The 20,817-nt window shown below is 56.8% G+C and carries 16 protein-coding genes, 3 tRNA genes and 1 pseudogene; 8 read left to right on the top strand and 12 right to left on the bottom strand.

Annotated features, from left to right (window positions below; translation table 11 throughout):
- From VAE55_RS02085 to VAE55_RS02070, 4 genes and pseudogenes are all read right to left on the bottom strand, one after another.
- Window positions 1–696: pseudogene (locus VAE55_RS02085) on the bottom strand (IS5 family transposase); the annotation flags it as partial.
- 239 nt (window positions 697–935) lie between these two features.
- Window positions 936–1,802 carry a class I SAM-dependent methyltransferase gene (locus VAE55_RS02080; protein ID WP_322814165.1) on the bottom strand — a complete coding sequence of 289 codons (867 nt, stop codon included), beginning with the start codon at window positions 1,800–1,802 and terminating at the stop codon, window positions 936–938.
- Window positions 1,741–3,639: an ABC-F family ATP-binding cassette domain-containing protein gene (locus VAE55_RS02075; RefSeq protein ID WP_322814164.1), complete on the bottom strand. Its 1,899-nt coding sequence runs from the start codon at window positions 3,637–3,639 to the stop codon at window positions 1,741–1,743. The genes VAE55_RS02080 and VAE55_RS02075 overlap by 62 nt, the downstream gene beginning before the upstream one ends.
- Window positions 3,640–4,599: 960 nt before the next feature.
- Window positions 4,600–4,675: transfer RNA gene (locus VAE55_RS02070), tRNA-Gly, on the bottom strand.
- Window positions 4,676–4,837: 162 nt separating this feature from the next.
- Here VAE55_RS02070 and VAE55_RS02065 point away from each other — a divergent pair.
- Window positions 4,838–5,452: a hypothetical protein gene (locus tag VAE55_RS02065; protein WP_322814163.1), complete on the top strand. Its 615-nt coding sequence runs from the start codon at window positions 4,838–4,840 to the stop codon at window positions 5,450–5,452.
- A gap of 292 nt (window positions 5,453–5,744) precedes the next feature.
- Here the strand turns inward: VAE55_RS02065 and pufM are convergent, their stop codons facing one another.
- On the bottom strand, window positions 5,745–6,668 hold the full coding sequence (gene pufM, locus VAE55_RS02060; RefSeq protein ID WP_012256939.1) for a photosynthetic reaction center subunit M: 924 nt from the start codon (window positions 6,666–6,668) through the stop codon (window positions 5,745–5,747).
- Window positions 6,669–6,684: 16 nt separating this feature from the next.
- Window positions 6,685–7,620 carry a photosynthetic reaction center subunit L gene (locus VAE55_RS02055; RefSeq protein ID WP_322814162.1) on the bottom strand — a complete coding sequence of 312 codons (936 nt, stop codon included), beginning with the start codon at window positions 7,618–7,620 and terminating at the stop codon, window positions 6,685–6,687.
- Between the two features lie 298 nt (window positions 7,621–7,918).
- On the opposite strand from VAE55_RS02055, the gene VAE55_RS02050 reads away from it, so the two are divergent.
- The 4 genes from VAE55_RS02050 to VAE55_RS02035 all read left to right on the top strand — a co-directional run bounded on the left by VAE55_RS02050 (window position 7,919) and on the right by VAE55_RS02035 (window position 11,845).
- Window positions 7,919–8,818 carry a glycosyltransferase family 2 protein gene (locus VAE55_RS02050; protein ID WP_322814166.1) on the top strand — a complete coding sequence of 300 codons (900 nt, stop codon included), beginning with the start codon at window positions 7,919–7,921 and terminating at the stop codon, window positions 8,816–8,818.
- Between the two features lie 10 nt (window positions 8,819–8,828).
- Complete coding sequence (locus tag VAE55_RS02045; protein WP_322814161.1) at window positions 8,829–10,256, top strand: undecaprenyl-phosphate glucose phosphotransferase; 1,428 nt, start codon at window positions 8,829–8,831, stop codon at window positions 10,254–10,256.
- A 476-nt stretch (window positions 10,257–10,732) separates the two neighbouring features.
- Window positions 10,733–11,185 (top strand): GAF domain-containing protein, encoded by a 453-nt coding sequence (locus VAE55_RS02040; RefSeq protein ID WP_322814160.1) that lies wholly within the window; start codon window positions 10,733–10,735, stop codon window positions 11,183–11,185.
- Between the two features lie 21 nt (window positions 11,186–11,206).
- Window positions 11,207–11,845, top strand: coding sequence for a GGDEF domain-containing protein (locus VAE55_RS02035; RefSeq protein ID WP_322814159.1), 639 nt, complete (start codon window positions 11,207–11,209; stop codon window positions 11,843–11,845).
- 8 nt (window positions 11,846–11,853) lie between these two features.
- Here VAE55_RS02035 and VAE55_RS02030 read toward each other — a convergent pair whose 3' ends face one another.
- Both VAE55_RS02030 and VAE55_RS02025 read right to left on the bottom strand, forming a co-directional pair.
- A complete protein-coding gene (locus VAE55_RS02030) occupies window positions 11,854–12,441 on the bottom strand; it encodes a TetR/AcrR family transcriptional regulator (protein WP_322814158.1) in 588 nt (195 codons plus the stop codon).
- Between the two features lie 644 nt (window positions 12,442–13,085).
- On the bottom strand, window positions 13,086–14,468 hold the full coding sequence (locus VAE55_RS02025; RefSeq protein ID WP_322814157.1) for an MFS transporter: 1,383 nt from the start codon (window positions 14,466–14,468) through the stop codon (window positions 13,086–13,088).
- A 157-nt stretch (window positions 14,469–14,625) separates the two neighbouring features.
- Between VAE55_RS02025 and VAE55_RS02020 the strand changes: the two genes are divergently transcribed.
- The 3 genes from VAE55_RS02020 (at window position 14,626) to VAE55_RS02010 (ending at window position 15,744) form a co-directional block, all read left to right on the top strand.
- Window positions 14,626–14,701, top strand: a tRNA-Ala gene (locus VAE55_RS02020).
- A 5-nt stretch (window positions 14,702–14,706) separates the two neighbouring features.
- Window positions 14,707–14,782, top strand: a tRNA-Ala gene (locus tag VAE55_RS02015).
- A gap of 71 nt (window positions 14,783–14,853) precedes the next feature.
- On the top strand, window positions 14,854–15,744 hold the full coding sequence (locus tag VAE55_RS02010; RefSeq protein ID WP_322814156.1) for an isoaspartyl peptidase/L-asparaginase: 891 nt from the start codon (window positions 14,854–14,856) through the stop codon (window positions 15,742–15,744).
- A 371-nt stretch (window positions 15,745–16,115) separates the two neighbouring features.
- On the opposite strand, the gene VAE55_RS02005 is transcribed toward VAE55_RS02010, so the two are convergent.
- The 4 genes from VAE55_RS02005 to VAE55_RS01990 form a co-directional block, all read right to left on the bottom strand.
- Window positions 16,116–16,277, bottom strand: a complete 162-nt coding sequence (locus tag VAE55_RS02005) for a hypothetical protein (RefSeq protein WP_322814155.1) — start codon at window positions 16,275–16,277, stop codon at window positions 16,116–16,118.
- A gap of 25 nt (window positions 16,278–16,302) precedes the next feature.
- Window positions 16,303–16,686 carry a type VII toxin-antitoxin system MntA family adenylyltransferase antitoxin gene (gene mntA / locus VAE55_RS02000; protein ID WP_322814154.1) on the bottom strand — a complete coding sequence of 128 codons (384 nt, stop codon included), beginning with the start codon at window positions 16,684–16,686 and terminating at the stop codon, window positions 16,303–16,305.
- A gap of 688 nt (window positions 16,687–17,374) precedes the next feature.
- The gene (locus VAE55_RS01995; RefSeq protein WP_322814153.1) at window positions 17,375–18,889 is read right to left on the bottom strand and encodes an MDR family MFS transporter; all 1,515 of its coding nucleotides are present in this window, start codon (window positions 18,887–18,889) and stop codon (window positions 17,375–17,377) included.
- Window positions 18,890–19,400: 511 nt separating this feature from the next.
- Window positions 19,401–20,405, bottom strand: coding sequence for a patatin-like phospholipase family protein (locus tag VAE55_RS01990; RefSeq protein WP_322814152.1), 1,005 nt, complete (start codon window positions 20,403–20,405; stop codon window positions 19,401–19,403).
- Window positions 20,406–20,817: the final 412 nt, after the last annotated feature.

Below are 20,817 nucleotides of genomic sequence, written 5' to 3'. Positions count from 1 at the left end.
GGCGACGGAAGCGCGTCATCCAGGCGAACCTGCGCTCGACCACCCAGCGCCGCGGCAGCACGACAACGCCTCGCGTGGCAGTCGGCAGCGTGACCACCTCCAGGCGACTGCCGTGGGCGGCGGCCTCGGCTGCCGGCTGCGCACCGGTGGAGCCCTAGTCAACGACGGTCACCTCCACCGCGTCGCCAGGTAGCTCCTGCATGCGCTGCGCCAGCGCCGCCACCTGCGCCCGATCGTGTTCGTTGGCTGGGGTGACCACCACCGCCAGCAGGTGCCCCAGCGTATCCACGGCCAGATGCACCTTCGAGCCTTTCCGGCGTTTGTGTCCATCGTACCCAGCACGTCCCCCGCTTTCCGGCGTCGACTGGAGCGTCCGGCTGTCCATAATGACTGCACGGGGCTGGGGCGTGCGGTCAGTGATGTCGCGCAGCAGCATCCGCACATCATACATCATCTGCGCAACCACGCCCGCCGCAGCCAGCGCTGGGTCTGGTGATCCACCACGGGCCACGGCGGCACGTCGGTGGGCGGCATTCGCCACGGTGCACCCGTGCGCAGCATGGAGCGCAGCCCGTTGGAGACGTCGCGCAGTGGGTAGTTCCGCTGCGGCGCTGCTTCGTCCATCAGCGTCACATAGGGCGTAACAAACGCCCACTCTTCATCAGAACCATCACTGGGATAGGCTTTTCGTGTCATAGCGTTGTGACATACGAGCAGAACCGAAAAGTCCATAACAGGCTCTAGCACCCGTCACGTGTATAGCGTGTGCGTAACAAGGGTACTGGCGATTGGCCGTACCGGTAGGGAGCACAGCCTGCGCTCCTGCTGCCAGGCTACGCATGCGGCGTATCAAACCATGTGGAGTAAGGCACTTCAATATGTTGCAACAGGCACTCTGTTCAGCTTTTGCGAATGGTTCAGTCCCCTTCTCATCCTCAGCCAACCGGTCGTGTGGCCACATACACGATCCGCGGCTCATCGGTGGTTGCCGGTAACCACTGCGGGGTAAGCCGGTCAACTAAGACCAGGCCGCCGGCGGCCAGCGCAGCCGCAATCTCGTCTTCTTCCCACGGACGTTCACAGTGCGTCTCTTCGCCGCGCCACCAGCGTTGACCCTCACGACGAAACCAGACAATGCGCCCGTAGGCGCGCCGTTGCGCCGGATCGAACGTGAGCCGGTTAATGACGATCAGATCACGGCCATCGAACGTAACCTGATCGTACTCCTGCCACGAGCGCAGACCGGCAGGTGTGTTTAAATCAAAGATAAAATGTCCACCCGGTCGTAATAAGGTGCCGACCTGCCGGCAAACGGTAGCGAGGTCGGTATCATCGAGAAGCTGGTTGAGACTGTCGAAGAGGCACGTACACAGATCAAAACAGGCCGGCGCCAGACGGGAATCGGATGGAAGTGAACGGATGTCGGCTTCGATCCATGCAACAGCCAACCCACGCTGCATTGCCTGGCTCTGGGCAATCCGCAGCATATCCGGCGAACGATCTACCCCAACCACAGTTGCTCCGCCGGCGGCAAACACGAGCGCAGCAGCACCGGTACCGCAGGCGAGATCGAGTACCCGCTGTGGTCGGGGAAGGTGGTCAAGAATGGTACGGGCCAGGGTTGCGCCGAAGGTGGCCTGGCCGGCAGCGTGATAGATCGATGCGTATGCGCGGTAATTCATTGCCTTCAGTTGCGGGTATGACTGCCGGGCGTTGGCTTCAGCAACCAGAACGACTCTGTCAGACAGCCAGTTGTTCCCACTGCGCGTATTTGACTGCCAGCAACTGTTCCAGTTCGGCATACTGAGCACCCAACGCCGTCAGGCGGGCAACATCGCACGCCTGACTCGCCGCATCGAGTTCGCTGCTCAGGCGAGCCAAATCCTGCTCAAGTGCAGTGACTTCGGCTTCCAATGCGGCCAACCGACGCTGCTTCGCCCGTTCTGCATCGTCAGGACGGGCCGGCTTTGCCGCTGGTACTTTGACTTCAGCGGTTGGCGTTGTGGCTGTAGGAGCTGGTGCCTGCTGGGCCGCCATATATTCGCTGTAGTTACCGATGAATTGGCGAAGGCGTCCCTGCTCGACGATCCAGAGTTTATCGGCCAGTGCGTCAATGAAGTAGCGGTCGTGCGAGACGAACAAGATCGCCCCGGTGTACTCCTTCAAGACGGACTCCAACGCTTCACGGGCATCAATGTCGAGGTGGTTGGTCGGTTCGTCGAGCAGGAGAAAGTTACCGGGCAGCAGCGTCAGTTGGGCCAGTGCTACCCGTGATCGCTCGCCGCCGCTTAGATCGGCAATCCGCTTGAAGACATCATCACCCGTGAAGAGAAAACGGGCCAGCAGATTGCGTGCTGCCGCTTCCCCAAGACCCGGTGCGATCCGCACCACTTCTTCGAGGACAGTGTTGTTCCATTCCAGAACATCATGCCCCTGAGCGTAGTAGCCGACGCGCACTTCGTGGCCGAAACGGGCAACACCTTGCAGTGCCGGTAACTGACCGACAAGTGTCCGCAGCAGAGTCGTCTTGCCACAGCCATTAGGGCCGAGCAAGCCGACCCGTTCACCACGTCGAATCGTCAGGTCATCGGCCCGCAGCAATGCCTGCCCTTCACCACGCTGCCCTGGAAAACCGACAACCAGACCATCGAGGCGCAACACCAGTTCACCCGAACGCAACTGTTGATCGAGGGCTACCCGCAGCTTAGCCGCCTCTTTTGGCCGTTCAAGCATCTGTTCCCGCTGCAAGCGTTCCAGCCGCTTCTCACGCCCTTTCGCTTCACGGGCGCGCTGCCCGGCCCGATAGCGCCGGATAAACTCTTCGGTGCGGGCAATAAACGCCTGTTGCGCCTGATACTCCTTAAGCCGCCGCTCTATGCGCTCGGCTTTCAAAGCCAGATACTTCTCGTAATTGCCGGGATAATCTTCCAGGCGATTGAAGCTCAGCTCCAGAGTGCGTTTGGTCACCCGGTCAAGGAAGTAGCGATCATGCGAAACAACGATCAGGGTGCCATCCCAATTCCGTAGAAACTGTTCGAGCCACTCCAGGGCTTGCATATCGAGGTGATTGGTTGGCTCGTCGAGCAACAGCAGATCGGGGTCACTCAATAGCGCGGCTGCCAGTGCGGCGCGCGTCTTCTGCCCACCGGAGAACTGGCGCAACGGTTGGTGGAATTGTTCCGGCTGAAAGCCAAGGCCGTGGAGGGTGCGCTTGATACGATGTTCTATCTCATACCCGCCGGCATGCTCGAAGCGTGCACTCAACTCGCCGTAGCGCTCCATCACCGCTTCCCAATCATCCGCTGTGGTGTCTGCCAGCCTGGTTTCAAGCACGAGTAGTTCGGCACACCAGGCGTTGATCTCAGCCAGGGCGGCCTCCATCTCTTGCCAGAGTGTTCGATCACCGCTGAAGCGAGCCTCTTGCGCCAGATAGGCAACACGAGTACCGCGAGCGAGATGAACGCTCCCGCTGTCAGGTGTCTCGTGACCGGCAATAATGCGCAACAGGGTACTTTTGCCGGCGCCATTCAAACCGACAATTGCGACCTTTTCGCCGCGGCTGATTTGAAAGCTGACATCGTGAAAGATGAGTTCAGCACCAAAGTATTTGCTGAGGTTGTGAGCGTTTAGCAGGGTCATGGTCTATGTTGATCAGGTGTTGTGTTTCTTCAAACAATACGCTTCGCCGGTTGGGGTACAAACGACACTCACAGCATGGGTGCCGGCGGTTGTCTATCGGTTGGCTGTTTGGTAAGGGCGCAATTGCGCCGTTGCCGGTACGCGGCTGCACGTCCCGGCCAGTATGAACTATATCACAGGTTGCCGATCCGTGCATCGTCGGACCGGGCCACGCACCTGTTTTGGCACCGGTGTCAGCAGGTTCAGGCGTGAACAGCATCTGCAAGCAAAGGCAACGTCTGCTGCATCAGGAAGCTCCAGCGCAGCGCTTAATTCTCCCCTCTTTCGCGCTGCAAGGCTTATACATTACCCACATGTCGCGCTGCGTTAAGCTGGACTACAAGTGCTCCCCGTGGCGCAGGCTTCCAGCCTGCGTGCAAGCATCATCTCCGCCGCCGTCAGGTGCTAGCCGTGGCCGCTGGGGTGCAAGCACGAATCTGGTGCAATCAAACGTCTACACGTAGGGATCGCATGCATGCCTGACCGACTGGATGATCGGCACGAGCACATTCAGCACCCTCGAGACCAGGATGGGTAACGGTATGCCACGCGCCGGATCGTGAGCGCGGCTGCTGCGGCAGCATGGCTGCCGCACGCCAAACTGCACGACACGTGCATGACGAGCGGGTACGGCAACCCATCCAGCACGTGCTGGCACGGCTGGAGCGATGCACTGCCACCAGGCCAGTCGCCCACAACAGCACCTATGGTGATCATACCGGCTGATACGCACGTGGTTGACACCAGTTATGGGTAATGCATAGCTGCAAGGCTGGTGGTGAGGGCGTTCAACACATATCCTCGCATATTCCGTTCGTCCCCGAGTCGCCGGGGAAGTGAAGAAACACAGTGACACTGTGACAGCAGCTTCTCACCTGGCACTGCAAAGTAAAAGGCCAGTGCTTACGCACTGGCCTTCGTTGGAGCGGGAGACGGGATTCGAACCCGCGACCTACACCTTGGCAAGGTGTCGCTCTACCAGCTGAGCCACTCCCGCAACGCAACAGGAGTATAGCATGAACTTTCGATTCGTGCAAGTGTGATAGGATGAAGCAGCAATTATTACTTCAGCTTATCCGCGATGCTGATCGCGATAGCATCTGCGTGATGCACAGTGCAAATCGAGAGGCAGACGGGATCAGATGGTAAGGGTTTTGCGATGGTAACCTCATCACTTCGTCAACGCCTGGGGCGGCGGTTGAGCCTGTTACCGTATTATGAAGTCATCGTAGCAGAACCGGATCGACTTCACCTGCGATCATACCCCCAGGCCAACCGCAGTCATGCGCTGCCCTCCTTCATTGGTGGCGGTTTGCTGATGTTCTTCGCAATGGTGATCCTGATTGCCGGTGTGCTGGCAGCTCTGCAAGAGCTGGGATTTGCGGTAGCCGGTCTGAGTGCGGCGCTGGCCGGACTGCTGGGCGGACTCGGTATCCAACGGCTTGTGGGTGGGTATGCCATCGCCACGACAACCAACGAGATTTCACTCGATAGCGACACGTTCGTCATTCGTCAGGTTAGCCGGGTCGGGAGGCCACGTGAACAGCGGATCGCACGTACCGCCATTCGCGGTCTGCGTCTGCGTCCGTATCGAATCGTGACCGGCGGTCTGATCAGGCGCCTGCAACCGGTGCTTGTGCTGGAGATGCTGGTTGGTGATGAGGTCTGGATTCTCGACAGCGCAGCCGTCCCGGCAGCTTTACAACCGCTGGTCAATGCGCTGGCCCTGGCCCTGGCCATGTCGGTGGAGCGAGTACAGGAAGGGCGCAGTTGAGAAGGGTAGCTGAACGATACACCGCTGGACGCTAGTAGGGGCGACGCATGCGTCGCCCCTACTGGTACGACAGGAGTCGTAGGGGCACAGCATGCCGTGCCCTACGACCACACCGACGACAAGCCACCGACGCGCCAGTGGCACACCTGAAAACGGCATGCAATGACTGTTATGAAGCCAAATTTGATACACCAGTCTTCAGATAGTCACCTCTCCCCGTGCAATAAACAACCTCTCGCCCGTCATCAGACGGGCGAGAGGCCGGGAGGAAGGTAGAGAAGTGTCACGAACGCTACGGCAGTGAAACCGGTGGCGTTGGACCTTGCGGATAGTTGATGCCGGCTTCAATACCCCATTGGAACCAGTTATTGACAAAATCGGGCATCGAGAAGAAGACACCCAATGCACCGGTAATACCGCACAACCAGGCGAACCAGAATGCCCACAGGTGGATCGAGTAGGCATTCGCGTTAAAGCCCATACACCAGCGCCAGAAGAGCTGAGCACGCTCGGTACCGGTACCGGGAGCCTGAATCTCGTTCCATTCCTCGTGGGCAGCATACTTTTCGAGTGCCCAAATGGTACCGGCGTGCATCGCCAGCAACAACGTTGATCCAAGCAAGAAGAAGATCGAGAGCATGTGGAACGGATTGTAGTAGAAATTGCCGTAACGCACGCTCACATTATTCGTCCAGTCGAGCAACGCTTTGATGCCATGGGCGGGCGCTTCCGACCAATCACCCATCCACACCGGACGAATGATATAGATCACCAGGTAGAGCGCAATCGCACCGGTAAAACCGTAAGCCAGGTAGGGCTTAATCCCGAGTGCCTTGGCGCGGGTATAGATGTGCATATACCACGCGAAGATCGAGACCGTCAGGAAGAAGGTCGCAATGAGCCACCATCCACCCTCATTCAGCGGCGGAAAGCTCAGGCCATAGCGTGATGACGGCGGATCGATTTGCAAGACCACAAAGTACTTGGCAAAGGCCACCGGATTGTAATTCACCTGAGCAAACATCACCATCAGCCAGATAAAGGTAAAGATACCACCGGTGATGTAAGCCACTGCGTTCCAAAAGCCGAGATAGAACGGGCCGAGCTGGCTATCGAAGCCGAAGTTTTCCAGGAGCGGAATCTCAATTGGTTTTCCGATCCGACCGCGATCACGACCCAGTTCCAGGTCGCCCGGCGTCATATTGATTGTCGCCATACTAGTGTGCTCCTCTCTAGACGCCGCTCCAGAAGGGCAGATTATTCCAGAAATTCCAGAAGCTTACCCAATCCTGCACCGGCCAGCCCGACAGCAAAATGCACAGATCAGCCGACAGGATGCCGCCAACAGCGAAGATGTACCCTAATCGGTGCACACCCGACTCGCCCACCGAATAGTACTGTATGTCGCGGAAGAAGACATTCTCAATATCGCCACCTTCCGGACCACGGTACTGCGCAGCGCTGAGAATGAGCGAGCCGTGGCAGGCCAGTAGCCAGGTTGATGCAAACAGTCCGGTGATGCCGATAGCGTGGAATGGGTTGTAGAAGAAATTATTGTAGCGATAGCCAAAATTCGACACCCAATCGAGGTGGGGCATAATGCCGAGCACGAAGCCTTCGTGCCACATGCCAAGGGCTATCGGGCGAATAATCTGGAGCACTACCCATGCCGAGACCGCAACCCCGAATGCAATCGGAACGTGATAGCCCATATCGAGCTTCATACTAATATCGACCTGGCGCATCATCCAGCCGACGAAGGCTATCGTTGCGAAGAGGACAGTCATCTGCCAGGCAAAGCCCGGTTCGCCCGGTGCGGCAAACCCCAACCCAAGTTCGGGTGGCGGTGGATCAATTCGTCCGGCAAAGAAGTTTTGCGGTATTGAATAGGGGCCTTTGAGGATTGTCTCGTTGATATAGAAGTACGAACCGAAGATGATACCAATGACCGAGACAAAGCCCCAGAAGCCAACGTAGAACGGCCCTACCCAGAAATCAAAGGGGTCGTAACGGAAGATCGCACTAAAGGTCGTGCGCCCCTTGATCTTGTATTCCGGCTCGATTTCTTCAATCGTCCGCCCTCCCGGTACCCGTGTGGCCCGCGCACCCTCAACGACGGTGAACGAAAAGTCGGGAAAACGGGGGTCTTTCGCTTTTGCTCTGCTCATAGCGACTCCCTCTGCTGACGGTTGGCGCGGCGACCGTTCTCACATCGCGCCTTACGGTTGCCCTGACTCGGATAACGTGTAATGATAAGCAAAATTTTACCGCCTTTTCGGCCAGTATAATACGCCTGATACACATTGTCAAGCTCGAGGTATCGATATTTAATTTTGCATTATGAAGCCTTAAATTGATTTTGCAAGCGTCTGGTCGATTGCCATCGGCTTCTTGCATATAAAACAAGAATAACCTGTGGTATACTGAACCAGGGTTGTCTACCAGTGCAGACCGGGCATGTCGATAATGAGTAGTCTTGCCGTTGTTATCCTCAACTACAACCGGGCCGATCTGTTAGCTGATTGTCTGGCCTCGATTGCTGCTTCGCCAACCCGCTGCGATCTATCGGTGTGGGTGGTTGACAATGCCTCAACTGATGGTAGCGCCGCAATGGTTCGTGAGCGGTTTGCGTGGGTGCATCTGATCGAGAGTCCGGTCAACGGTGGTTTTTCTGCTGGTAACAATCTGGCGTTGCGGCAGATTCTTGCCTTACCCGATCCACCTGACTACATTCTGCTTCTCAATAACGATACCGTAGTACCGCCCGGTGCCCTCGATGGGATGGTTGATTATCTCGACCATCATCCAACGGTCGGCGTCGTGGGACCGAAACTGCTCTTACCCGATGGTTCGCTCGATCTGGCCTGTCGGCGCAGTTTCCCCACTCCTGCAATTGCCTTTTACCGCTTGTTCGGGCTGGCCCGCCTCTTCCCGCGCAGCCGCCGCTTCGCTGCATATAATTTGACTTACCTCGATCCTGATGTGGAGACTGAGGTTGATGCAGTGGTCGGGGCGTGTATGATGGTTCGCACGTCGGTGGTGCGCGAAGTCGGTCTACTCGATGAGGCGTTCTTCATGTATGGCGAAGACCTTGATTGGGCTTACCGTATTAAGCAGTACGGCTGGAAAGTTGTCTATTACCCTGCGGTAACCGTCTATCATTACAAGCGGGCAGCTTCCAGCCGGCGACCAATGCCGTCAATTCGGGCGTTCTACGACGCGATGCGACTGTTTCATCGCAAGCATTACGCTGCGACGACCCCTGCATTTCTGAATGGTTTGATCGAGTTAGGAATTACTGTAAAGGAGCTGTGGGCACTTGGCCGCAATCTCCTCCTCCCATCCAGGGCGCACCACGTCGGTTAGAGCGCACTCCTTGCTGCGTCCGCGGGCGTGGCAGACATTGCTACGTCTGTTACTGATTGTATTCGATATTGCGGCGCTGAATCTGGCGACGCAGGCAGCGTATGCGCTTGGCGCCGAGTCGCTCGTCAGTGCCGGCTTTCGCCTCCCCGCCGATCCGCTAACGCCACTACGGCTGAGCGTGCTCGGCAGCATTATCGCGCTTATTGTCTTCACCAGCCACGGCCTGTACGAGATGAAGCGTGGTACCTCACGTCTTGATGAAGCGGTGAAGGTATTGACCGCAGTCTCGTTTACGATGGTGCTGGTGATCTTCGTGAATGCGCTGATCGGCGAGTTTGGTGGCGAAGAGATGCCATGGACGCGGGAAATCCTCTTTCAGGGCTGGTTGTTGGTGGTTGCTGGCTGTCTGACCGGTCGGTTTCTTCATCGCACCTTCGTCTACGTGCTGCGCCGCTTTGATATTGATACCCGGCGGGTGTTGATTGTCGGCGCCCGTGAGCCGGGTCGCCTGGTCTGGAATACGATCCGGCGACGGCCTGAGTTAGGCTATCGGGTGCAGGGCTTTCTTTCCGATACGGTGCCAATCGGCGATCTGGTCGATGGGTTGCCGGTGCTGGGGCGTACCGACCATATTCGACGTGTAATCCGGGCAACCCGAGCCGATGAGGTGATCATTGCGCTCTCCGGTCGTTCCTCGCAAGACCTGCTTGAGGTGATTGCGCTCGCTGAAGATGAATCGGTCGCTATTAAAGTCTATCCCGATACGTTTCAATTGATTACGAACAACGAGGTCTCGATTGGCGATTTGCGTGATCTACCGCTCGTCAGTGTCAAGAATGCCGCACTCGACAATCCATGGAACCGTGCACTCAAACGTGGGCTTGATCTGGTCGTTGCATCGCTGGTACTGCTCGTCGCTGCACCGGTCATGCTGTTGATTGCGTTCGCTATTCGGCTTGAATCACGTGGGCCGATCTTTTTCCTGCAAGAACGGGTTGGTCTCGATGGCCAGCCCTTCTGGATGATTAAGTTTCGGACAATGCGCCCGGATGCGGAACGGTTTAGCACATGGACGGTGCAGAATGATCCACGAGTAACCCGGGTAGGTCGCTTTTTGCGGCGTACCAGTCTTGATGAGTTACCACAGTTGATCAATGTGCTCATCGGTGAGATGTCTATCGTAGGGCCACGGCCTGAACAGGCCCGTTGGGTGGAACAGTTCCGCCAACAGATTCCGCGCTATATGCGTCGGCATAAAGAAAAGGCCGGCTTAACCGGTTGGGCCCAGGTGAATGGTTTACGCGGTGATACCAGTATCGAAGAGCGCACGCGCTACGACCTCTACTACGTCGAAAACTGGTCACTGCTGTTCGACATCAAGATCATTCTGCGCACGATTATCAATTTTATTACCGGTCGGCAGGAAAATGCGTATTAACGGGACAAGCTGCATTACTACCGGGTGTTGGGTGTAAGCCATGCCCATAGCGGTAGCTCAAGCGTCCTGTTCCCCAGCGGTTCAGTGCCGGGCCGGGAAGAGGATGTGTCACACATCACTGTGCGCATACTTTGGATTACTCGAACCTATTTCAAAAAACATCTACGAGAAGGCATCTTCTTCATTACCGCTCGATTCCATTTCGTGACAAGCACACCCGGCCTCCGCGTGACCAACCGGGTCAACGACGTTACACGCGCCAGATCGTGTGTACGGATGGCGCGGCAGCAGGCTGCCGAACCCCAAACGACGCCACACACGCGGATGATAAGCGAGCGAGGCAACCAATCCAGCGCGTGATGGCACCGGAGATGGTTATTCGAGCGCGATAGTACAACTTTTTATGAAATAAGTTCTTGTATTGTCTTATACAATATCTACAGGAGACAGCCTGTCCCCCGCTGAGGTTATAACTAATGACTGAGGAACAGCCAGACAATACCAACGATCAGATCGTTCTGCTACCAATCCCGCCGAATGAAGAAGATCGTCTGCGTGAACTGGAGAGTTTTCAGATCCTCGATACACTCCCTAAGCAGATCTTCGAGGACATTGTGCGCATCGCTGCCTACATCTGCAAGACCCCGATTGCCCTGGTAAACCCGATTGACTGTCATCGCCAGTGGTCGATGGCGCGGTTGGGGTTCAGCGATGGTGAAGTCGAGCGTACTCTCACGTTTTGTGCATTCACAATCAATGATCCTGATCACGTGATGGTAGTGCCAGATGCAACCCGTGATCCGTGCTTTGCCAGCAATCCCTACGTGCGCCGCGAACCGTACATTCGCTTTTACGCCGGTGCGCCACTCGTAACTTCACACGGATACGCTCTCGGTACAGTCTGTGTGGTCGATCACAAGCCGCGTTAGCTTTCGCCGGAACAGCTTGAGATGCTACGCTTACTGTCGCGGCAGGTAGTAACTCAGCTTGAAATCCGGCGTGATCTGTTGCGCCTCGAACAGCGTCTGCTACAGCGCGAACAGGAGTATCTATCGCTGAATGCGTACCTTCAGAGCCTGGAAGACAAACTGGCAGCCGCTCAACAGCAATCGCTCACCGATCCGTTGACCGGTGTGTTCAACCGGCGTGGCTTTGCGTTGCGCCTCAGCGAAGAGATTGAGCGTGCGCGGCGTTACCAGGTAACTCTGGCGCTGCTGCTGATTGATGTTGATCATTTCAAGCAATACAATGACACCTTTGGGCATCTTGCCGGCGATGAAGCGCTCCGCATGATTGCTCAACTTCTCAGTGAAGGTTGTCGTAAACATGACATCGTCGCCCGGTATGGTGGTGAAGAATTTGCTGTTATCCTACCGGTAACTGCTGGCGACGGCGATCAGATCTTGGGCGAGAGGCTACGCCGGTTGGTGCAGATGGCGGCCTGGCCGCTGCATCCATTGACAATCAGTGTGGATGGTGCAGTCTTACAGCCTGAGATAACCGATGAGCATGACCTGCTTACACGTGCCGATAGCGCGTTATACCAGGCAAAAGCGCAGGGCCGTAATACGTGTGTCATCATTGCCTGACCCACAGGCTATGGTTGCGCTAATCCATCAAAAAAGGTCGTAAGGATCAGGTCTGCGATCATGTAACCCTGGTCGCCAGCCGGTGCCTGATCGGTATGAAAAAACGGGTAGAGCATACCCAGCAGCAACCATGTTGCAGCGTGTGGATCAACCGGTCGCAACTCACCACGCTCGATACCATTCCGAATCATTGTTGAGATTGGTTCAATCAACCCATTGGCATAACAGCGCTCGACGCTGGCGCGAGCGGTTGCACTCAGGCGAGGGAGATCGTGATTACTCAACCGAACCAGGGCGCGTTGAGCCGGCGCTTTTGCAAACAGCCCGTGGATCAGCGTGGAAAGCCGGCTACGGGTGTCAGGCTGGCGTTCCGCAGCCGCTACTAGGGCAGCCATCTCATCGACCCAGTTGGTGAGCACTGCCACCAGCAAATCTTCTTTGTCGCGAAAATGGTGATAGAGACCGGCCTTCGACAAACCCACTGCTTCAGCAATCTCGCGCATAGCAATGCCATCGTAGCCGTAAGCCACAATCAGGCGTGCTGCCTCATCGATAATGCGATTGCGAATCTGTTCTGAATGTTGTTGTCGACTCATATCATTGTCCGTAAAGCTGACACCAGGGTTTCCTTCATCTTAGCGCATCCTGGTGGCAGCGTGTGTAGAACTTATTTCATAAAAAGCTGTACTGTCGCGCTCTAATAACCATCTTCAGTGCCATCACACGCTGAATTGGTTGCCTTGCTCGCCCATCACCCGCGTGTTACGTCGTTTGGAGTGTAGCAGCCATGCTGCCGCGCCAGCCGTGCTTACGATCCGGTGCGTGGTACGCCGTTGACCCGACTGGTCACACGGATGCGGTGTGCCTGTCACGATCCTGGAGTCGGTCGGTAGAATGAGATAACTTCTGGTAGCTGCTTTTTGCAACAAGTTCTAATGTCACATCTTGATCGATACTGGCTGCTGCGCTGTTAGCGAGGCAGCGATGCTGCTCGCCGTAGCGCAGGCTTCCAGTCTGCGCTGGTAACAGACGATAGTGATCAGGCTTCCAACCTGCCCTATCCACACATTCATCGTCCGATCCATTCGCCACGGGCAACCCTGTCCGGAACCAGCGTCTACTCCGTCGGATCATCCGCAGCGACAATACTGGTGCTGCACAGCCACACTCAGAGACGGTGCCGGCGTGATCGAGGGATAGCATACGATGACCACGATCACGCCAGATTGGATAAACCTGATCAATGGGCGTGCGCCATCGCAGTTGCGCGCTCGGCACTACGGCTCTTGAGAGCCAGGGCGAACGGTGTGAGCAAGAGCATCACAATCCCGATCACGAAGAAGGCCAGCGCATAGCCGGCAACTGCGCCACCTCCGGTTGCAGCCAGCACACCTACCAGAACGGCTCCCAACAATTGACCACTCCCCATCGTAACGGTGAGCAGTCCCTGGGCGGCAGCTCGTTCGTTCGTCGAGACTTCATTAAGCAGAATATACCGCAACGCGGCCCCAAGCAAGATCGCCAGACCCAAACCGCTGACGACCGCAGCGAGGTAGAACGCCACCAGACTCGTTGGCCATGTGCTCAGGATCAGCATCCCGATCCCACTCAGCACGACACCAATACTCACCACAATCCGCGAGCCGAAGCGGTCGAGCAGACGGCCTGAAACCGGTGACCCAACCGCCATCGCCAGCACTACCGGCAGCAGCATGAAGCTGGCCGTCGAACTGCTAACACCGTAGGCCGCCGTGAGCAGTGCCGGCACAAAGACAACGGCAGACTCAGCAATCCCCGCGCCGATTGCCAGAACTGCCGTTATCCAGATTTGGCGTGAACGAAAGATGTCCGGTTGCAGGATGGGTTCACCGGCCCGTTGCTCGATAGCAATGAAGATCGGTGCCAGCGCGAACGCCACGATCAATGCACCAATTGCTGGCAGCGGTAGCGACCCGCTGCTCAATCGCGCTGGATCGAGTTCGGTCAAACCATACGCCAGACCGGTGAGCATTAGTCCGAGCACAATGAGGCCAGCCAGATCAAAGGTCGCCGCAGACTGGCGCGTGCGACCCGGCAAGAGGCGCAGGCTGAAGATGATCAGCACTGCGGCCAGCGGCAGATTGATCAGGAAGAGCCATTGCCAGCCGATCAAGAGGAGCAATCCACCGATAACTGGCCCGATCAAGAACGCAATTCCAAACACAGCCCCGATCAATCCCAGGGCTGAGCCGCGCCGTTCAGGGGGAAACGTATCACCAATAACGGCACTGGCAACCGGAATCACGCCACCGGCACTTACCCCCTGCACCAGACGGCCTAAGAGGAGCATGGGAAAAGAGGGGGCAATGGCAACGAGCAGTGACCCCAGCGCAAAGCCACTCAGGCTCACGACGTACAACGCCCGCCGGCCAAACCGATCCGATAGTGCGGCAATGGTCGGGGTTCCAACCAGGTTCCCCAGGACATAGATCGAAAAGACCCAGGACAACGCCCGCTCATCAACCCCAAAGACGCGCTGGATCGCGGGTAATGCCGGCCCGACAATCGCAATATCGAGCGCGGCCATCAAAACACCAGCAAAGAGAAGACCCAGGATTTGATTCCGCCGACGTTCATCGCTCATAGCTGAAGTCCTCCTCACACGACGTATCTTTCATTTTACCGACTGACCGGTCGGTAAGTATTATAGCACAGTCGAGTACCATGATGTATGTGCTTTTGCCGGTTTCTGGTTTGACATTCCTCTCTATTCGTGGTAAGATAACCCGGCGTTAGGGCGCGGGGGTGTAGCTCAGTTGGAAGAGCGCGACAATCGCACTGTCGAGGTCAGGGGTTCGAATCCCCTCACCTCCACCAGAAAAGGGGCCATAGCTCAGTTGGAAGAGCGCAACACTGGCAGTGTTGAGGTCAGGGGTTCGAATCCCCTTGGCTCCACCAGGTATCAATCGCCGCCGAAAAGGCGGCGGTTTTGTTTTCGAGGTCGTTGTAAGATGTGCAGCAGGTGAATGATGACAGTAGAACCAGTGCAGGCACTTATCGTCCACGGTGGAGCGTGGGCCATTCCCGATGATCAGGTCACCGCTCATATTGCCGGTTGCATCGCAGCGCGGACTGCCGGATGGCAGGTGTTGCAGAACGGTGGCAGTGCGCTTGATGCGGTGGAGGCGGCGGTGCGGGTGATGGAAGACGATCCGATCTTTGACGCCGGCACCGGATCGGTGCTGACCAGTGCCGGCACTGTTGAATTGGATGCGGCATTGATGGATGGGCGCACGCTGCGTTACGGTGCAGTTGCCGGTCTCCAACGCATTCGCAATCCAATTACACTCGCCCGCTACGTATTGAACGGGCCGGCGACGATGCTGGTTGGCCCCGGTGCTGAAGCATTTGCGGCGACAGTGGGTATATCTTTCTGCGATAATGCAGAGTTAATCGTAGAACGTGAACGCCAGTTGTGGCTGGCCTGGAAAGCACAGGGATCGCCACCACCCAGCGGGCACGACACCGTCGGGGCGATTGCCCTTGACCAGTTCGGCCAGCTTGTTGCTGCCAATTCAACCGGTGGCACACCTTTCAAATTGCCTGGCCGGGTTGGTGACACGCCGCTCATTGGTTGTGGTCTCTACGCCACTGCAGATGGGGCAGCGGTATGTACCGGTTGGGGCGAGTCGATCACCCGTGTGGCATTGGCCCGACGGGTCGTCGAGTTGCTTGAAGACGGTATGCCCCCCCAGGTGGCTGCCGAACGCGGGATCAAACTGTTGTCTGAACTGGTGTCAGATGGACGTGGCGGCGTGATTGTCCTGACCCCCCGTGGTGAAGTTGGCCTAGCCTGGAACACACCACGGATGGCCTTCGCCTACATCACCAGTCGCGGTGCTGCCCAGGCCGGGGTGTGATATCAAATCTTGAGTGGTACTGTCGATCACCTGCGGAACGCGGATGCACGCGGGTCTGGCGGATGGACGCGGATGGATATATTGGTGATCTGTCCCTAACGGAGCATATTGTTGCGCAGGTGAGGTTGAAGCTCTGCCACATACACCGTACACTTGCCAACGGGGCAATCGTTAAGCGGCGGTCATATCAACGTCGGATGGGGGCAGGCACAGGCCCTACCCCCATCCTTGATGTCTGGTGAGCGGTTAGCAGGTAATATCAAATCTTGATGAGTGCTACGAATCTACGCCCGGCACTTGACCGTAAGCACGGCTGGCGCGACAGCAGGGCTGCTGCACGCTAGAGAGGTACCAACAGGGCGCGTGTTAATTTATGGATTGATTGAACGGCGATTCTGTGACTGTACAATGTCGCGTAAGTACGGATCACTCAGAAACTCAGTCTTCGTTCGAGTACGGAGTGGCGTCAAACGTGCCAATCGTTCGCAGAGTTCGTTCAAGCGCCGCTCGATACCGCTGAACGCGACGTTCATTACCGGTTCCTTGCAAAATATCTTGTTACTGGGCCTGAAAGAACGGGAGATAATCACCGTAGCGACTCATGACCTCCGCTTCATACTCAACCCGTTTGGCAAGAGAACGCTGGTAGATGATCGTGCCCTGTGCGATAACGGCATAGGCCAGTTCAATGGGTGCTTGATTGAGGACGACCAGATTGGTCCTTCTCACATTCAGAATCACCGCGAAACGATGTTCGAGTTCAGCCATCGCTTGCAGCATTGAAGTGCCATGCGTCAGCAAGACTGCCAGATCGACGTCGCTGAGCGGACCGGTTGTGCCGATCATCTGTGACCCAAACAGGTAGACGAGGCACACGTTGGGGTGCGTGGTCATCATTGCTTCGACCTGCTGCCGGAGGTGTTGTATACCCAGTTCCGACATGATCATCTCCCAGGTGAACCCGCCAGCCCTTCAGGTTCGCACGTTGTGAGGAGCAGAGGGTGTGCGAATCACCATGTCGCCACCGGCCAAATCGTTGCTACTCTATGCGTAAGTGCGTGAATTATATCAAATCTGGTAGAGTAGAATCCATGCTACACCAACCAGGGAATACCCTGATACTGTACCTGAACGATGCACCGGTGGACGGTAGGGTCGACGCATGTGCATACGATCATCGTCCTGACCAACGCCGCGCTCGTGGTGACCAAGCGTAGGAGTATGCAACGGCCTTCTACCCCCAAACCACCCGCACCACGGCATGCAACCGCGAGTTGTCAGCGTCTGACAACGGCTCTCGTCATCTCCCTGCGTCGATGAAAAAGCCAAACTTAAGTGCGGGCCGGAGGCCCGCGCTCCTGACTCCCAGGGTGAGTTGATCGGGAGGTGAGAGATGATGCAGCGGATGGACATTCTTTTGCAGGCCGGAGTCCCGCGCTCCCAGCGTCTAGGGTGGGTTGATTAGGAGATGAGGGAGGATGCCGAACATTCTTCTGCAGGCCGGAGTCCCGCGCTCCCAGGGAGGGCTGGACACGTGCCAGTAACGCCGCCAGCATCCGTTTCTCCTCACCTGTCATCCTTGAATTTCCTATCTCTTATCTCCTACCTCCTATTTTCTATCTCCTCCCCCCTACCCCGCCTGCTGTGGCGCAACTTCTTTCGCCGTAGTTACCTCTTCGCGCTGTTCACGCTTACGGCGCAGATCATCAGGGCTGTGCGAAGGGGCCAGAAATGTCACTGCCAGTGCCAGCAATGCAAACACCAGCGGCGCGGCAAAGACTGCGGTCAGTGCAGCCGCCAGTGCCAGCCGTGGCTCGCCGGCAAGGGTCATCGCGGTTGCCCCTTCGCCGATCAGTGCCTCAACCGGAACGGCATCGGCTTGTAAGCCGCGTGCTGCCAGCTCTGCACTCAACCGGTTCGTCAGTAATGTGCCCAGCACAGCCACTCCAATCGTCCCACCAATCGTGCGCGAAAATTGCAAACTCGCGGTTGCCGCTCCCAACACGTTGCGTGCTACCGTGCTCTGCACTGCTATCAAAAACGAAGGGATGCTGGCACCCATGCCAATTCCCATCAACCCCAGCGCAATGGCCAGTTCAAGCCGACTCATATCGGGGCGTAGCCGGGCCATGAGGATGGCACCCGCTACAAACATGACCATCCCGCCAATCGTGAGCGTGCGATAGCTCATGCGCAACAACAGCCGGCCACCGATAATGCTGGTAAAGACCCATCCCAGCATCAGTGGCGTCAGGGTGGTGCCGGCCTCGGTTGCGCTTGTGCCCAGCACCCCCTGCGCGAAGAGTGGCACGTAGTTCATGCTGCCGAACAGCACACCGCCGGCCAGAATGCCATGGAGACAGGCAATCGCGAATGTGCGGTCACGCAACAGGTGAAACGGGAGGATTGGTGCCGGTGCCCGCAGTTCAACCATCACTAGCAAGGCCAGCGTTGCTACAGCAGCGCTTAACATAAGAATGTCGCTGGGCGTCGTCGGCTGATCGAGTCCGAGCAGCAGCAGGATAATCCCGACGCTCAACAGCAATGCACCGGCAATATCAATGGGTGGTCGTTTGGCGTTTGCACGTACCGGATCAAGCCACGCTACCCAGACCAGTGCCGCAGCGATAGCCGCCGGAGGGAGGTTAATCCAAAACACCCAGTGCCATGAAATCTGATCAACCAGAAACCCGCCGATCAGTGGGCCAATCACCGAGCTGATGCCCCACACTCCTGAAAAAAGCCCCTGCACCTTCGCCCGCTGGTCAAGCGTGAATATATCACCGACGATGATAAAGGCTAACGGGAGCAGTCCACCGGCGCCCACTCCCTGGAGTGCGCGTGCTGCAATCAGCATAGGCATAGTGGTCGCCAGCCCACACAAGAGTGAACCCAGGCTAAAGATAGCAATTGCTACCATATAGACCGGTCTGCGTCCGAAGAGGTCCGACAGACGCCCGAAAATAGGGCCGGCGGTCGTGCTGGTCAGCATATATATGGCGAATACCCAGCTAAAACTCTCAATGTCACCCAAATCGCGCACAATGCCCGGCATGGCTGTTGCGATAACGGTCGATTCCATCGAAGCCATAAACAGGCTCATCATCACGCCCATCGTGATCAGGATAGTGTGTTTGCGACTCACAAAGGCTCCTTATTTATACGTGTGTGGTTGACCTGCTTGCACGGGGGTTATTTGCGTCTCCATCGCCGCCAATGGTCTCTATTGGTGGTTCGAGGCATCTAGCGTAGTGCTATCAAAGATTAGTGAATAGTCCAATATTGCTCTATTAAATAGTACCTTGAAATTGCGCGTGATGCAAGCCTTGAAGTCGATGTTTTAGATGGAGACTTCTAATGCGGGAATAGTGTGGTGTCGTGCCCTGATTCAGTGATACCGTCGTTGAGCACAGAAACACAGGTTGAGGGGGCAGATGCGTCTTTGGTCGTAACTAGTGCATTCTACTTACTGGTATGATTGCTACGTCAGCGATACATTAACCACAAGAGATGAGAGGTTGATACAGTGACTTGATACTCCCCTCTGTGCGCTCCGTGCCTCTTTGGTGCAATAACGATCCTATTAGCGCACAGAGTAGAGGGGCTGCCACAGCACTCCTCATCTTCTTTTCCTATTGTCTACTTCTCATTTCCCACTACACCGTTCCCGCTGCCTCTGGACGCCCTGGTAGTCGGTTTGAGCCGATCATCACCGGGCGCTTCCGTTCGATCTTTCGCGCACGGCGTGGCTGTGGTTGAACCGCCAGTTGCGTACCGTTCCGCCACAGCCGCAGATCGATCAGCTCACCGGCCAGCTCACGTGCAGCTTCCAGCCCGATGGCATACCCCTTTTCGGGAGTGCTCAAATCGAGCGTATGGATGGACGTAACATCAGGCTGAATCAGTACATCGGGCGGATACTGCTGCAAACGCAGCTCGGTTGCTTCCGCCATCAGCAGACTCAACGCACGCTGGGCAACTGCAAACTGCTTCGGCGCAAACATAAAGCGTGCCAGCAGGCTATCGTTCTCTTCAGGTTGGAGCGAGAACCCGGCCTGGGTATCGCGCAAATCAACCGCGATTACCCGCTGGGCACCCAGCTCATGCGCCACATCAACCGGTAAATTGTTGAGAATCCCGCCATCGGCCAGGAGCATGTCACCGTAGGGCACCGGCGGGAAGAGCGCTGGCAGTGCAGTGGTTGCCAGCAATGCCGGCACAACTGGCCCCTCGTTAAGGACAACCATCTCACCACTGACCAGATCGGTTGCCACGACCGCACACGGCAGGTTAAGATCGGCAAAGGTGCGGTCACCGAGGAGACGATACAACATCTCCTCGCGCCGCCGTTGCCCGATAATGCCGGTGCCGGTCGGATCGGGAGTGGCAATGCGGCGCAATGCGTTCTGGCGAAAAACATCCTGGATCGCAGCGAGATCAAAGCCCGCGGCGTAGAGCACGGCAACCGCACCTCCTGCTGAGGTACCGACAATCAGGTCAATCGGAATATCGAGTTCCTGAATCACCTGCAAGACACCGATGTGCGCTGCCCCCTTACCGCCGCCGCCACTCAGGGCCAGCCCGATCCGGCGCGTTTCTGGGGTCGGTGCCGGTCGTTGCAGTCGTTCGCGAATAATTGTAATCCAATGTGTAATGTTCATAGTTTCAATTATACGCAACGTGTCTAGCCCGCGAAAGCGACTTGCGACTGATACCGAGAAGGCTATCCCCGGTAGAGGCTGGTATGAATGTTAGACATCCACTTCCACGCTGTTTGATGAGCAAAATCTGGAGTGCGGAAGCCCTGCTCCGCACATCCCATGCTCGATCCGGGTGCGTGTTGCACCGGTTACACTGTCGGTTGTGGGTATAATCGGTTGTGGGTATGATATGCCTGCCGGTCACGATCATCATTTGCAGTATGATTGCACTAGAACTTATTTCATCAGGAGTTACGCAGTTGAGAGCTGGGTAGAGCGTGGATGGGCCAGGTAGGCTCGTATCGCCTCACGGACAATGGCGGCTTTGGCCGCACCCCACGACGTGCCTGTTCGCAACCGGTGACATGCCAGG

The sequence above is a fragment of the Chloroflexus sp. genome (assembly GCF_034432675.1).
Classification (GTDB): domain Bacteria; phylum Chloroflexota; class Chloroflexia; order Chloroflexales; family Chloroflexaceae; genus Chloroflexus.
The sequence above is the reverse complement of the archived record's forward strand: the minus strand, read 5'-3'. Positions and strand labels throughout refer to the sequence as shown.

Excerpts from the sequence above, each read along its gene's own strand:
- VAE55_RS02035 (WP_322814159.1), top strand. The coding sequence starts at position 11,207 with ATGCTACGCTTACTGTCGCGGCAGGTAGTAACTCAGCTTGAAATCCGG.
- VAE55_RS02065 (WP_322814163.1), top strand. The coding sequence starts at position 4,838 with ATGGTAACCTCATCACTTCGTCAACGCCTGGGGCGGCGGTTGAGCCTG.
- pufM (WP_012256939.1), bottom strand. The coding sequence starts at position 6,668 with ATGGCGACAATCAATATGACGCCGGGCGACCTGGAACTGGGTCGTGAT.
- VAE55_RS02005 (WP_322814155.1), bottom strand. The coding sequence starts at position 16,277 with ATGAACGTCGCGTTCAGCGGTATCGAGCGGCGCTTGAACGAACTCTGC.
- VAE55_RS02075 (WP_322814164.1), bottom strand. The coding sequence starts at position 3,639 with ATGACCCTGCTAAACGCTCACAACCTCAGCAAATACTTTGGTGCTGAA.
- VAE55_RS01990 (WP_322814152.1), bottom strand. The coding sequence starts at position 20,405 with ATGAACATTACACATTGGATTACAATTATTCGCGAACGACTGCAACGA.
- VAE55_RS02050 (WP_322814166.1), top strand. The coding sequence starts at position 7,919 with ATGAGTAGTCTTGCCGTTGTTATCCTCAACTACAACCGGGCCGATCTG.
- VAE55_RS02040 (WP_322814160.1), top strand. The coding sequence starts at position 10,733 with ATGACTGAGGAACAGCCAGACAATACCAACGATCAGATCGTTCTGCTA.
- VAE55_RS02055 (WP_322814162.1), bottom strand. The coding sequence starts at position 7,620 with ATGAGCAGAGCAAAAGCGAAAGACCCCCGTTTTCCCGACTTTTCGTTC.
- VAE55_RS02030 (WP_322814158.1), bottom strand. The coding sequence starts at position 12,441 with ATGAGTCGACAACAACATTCAGAACAGATTCGCAATCGCATTATCGAT.
- VAE55_RS02080 (WP_322814165.1), bottom strand. The coding sequence starts at position 1,802 with ATGCCGAACTGGAACAGTTGCTGGCAGTCAAATACGCGCAGTGGGAAC.
- VAE55_RS02010 (WP_322814156.1), top strand. The coding sequence starts at position 14,854 with ATGACAGTAGAACCAGTGCAGGCACTTATCGTCCACGGTGGAGCGTGG.
- mntA (WP_322814154.1), bottom strand. The coding sequence starts at position 16,686 with ATGTCGGAACTGGGTATACAACACCTCCGGCAGCAGGTCGAAGCAATG.
- VAE55_RS02025 (WP_322814157.1), bottom strand. The coding sequence starts at position 14,468 with ATGAGCGATGAACGTCGGCGGAATCAAATCCTGGGTCTTCTCTTTGCT.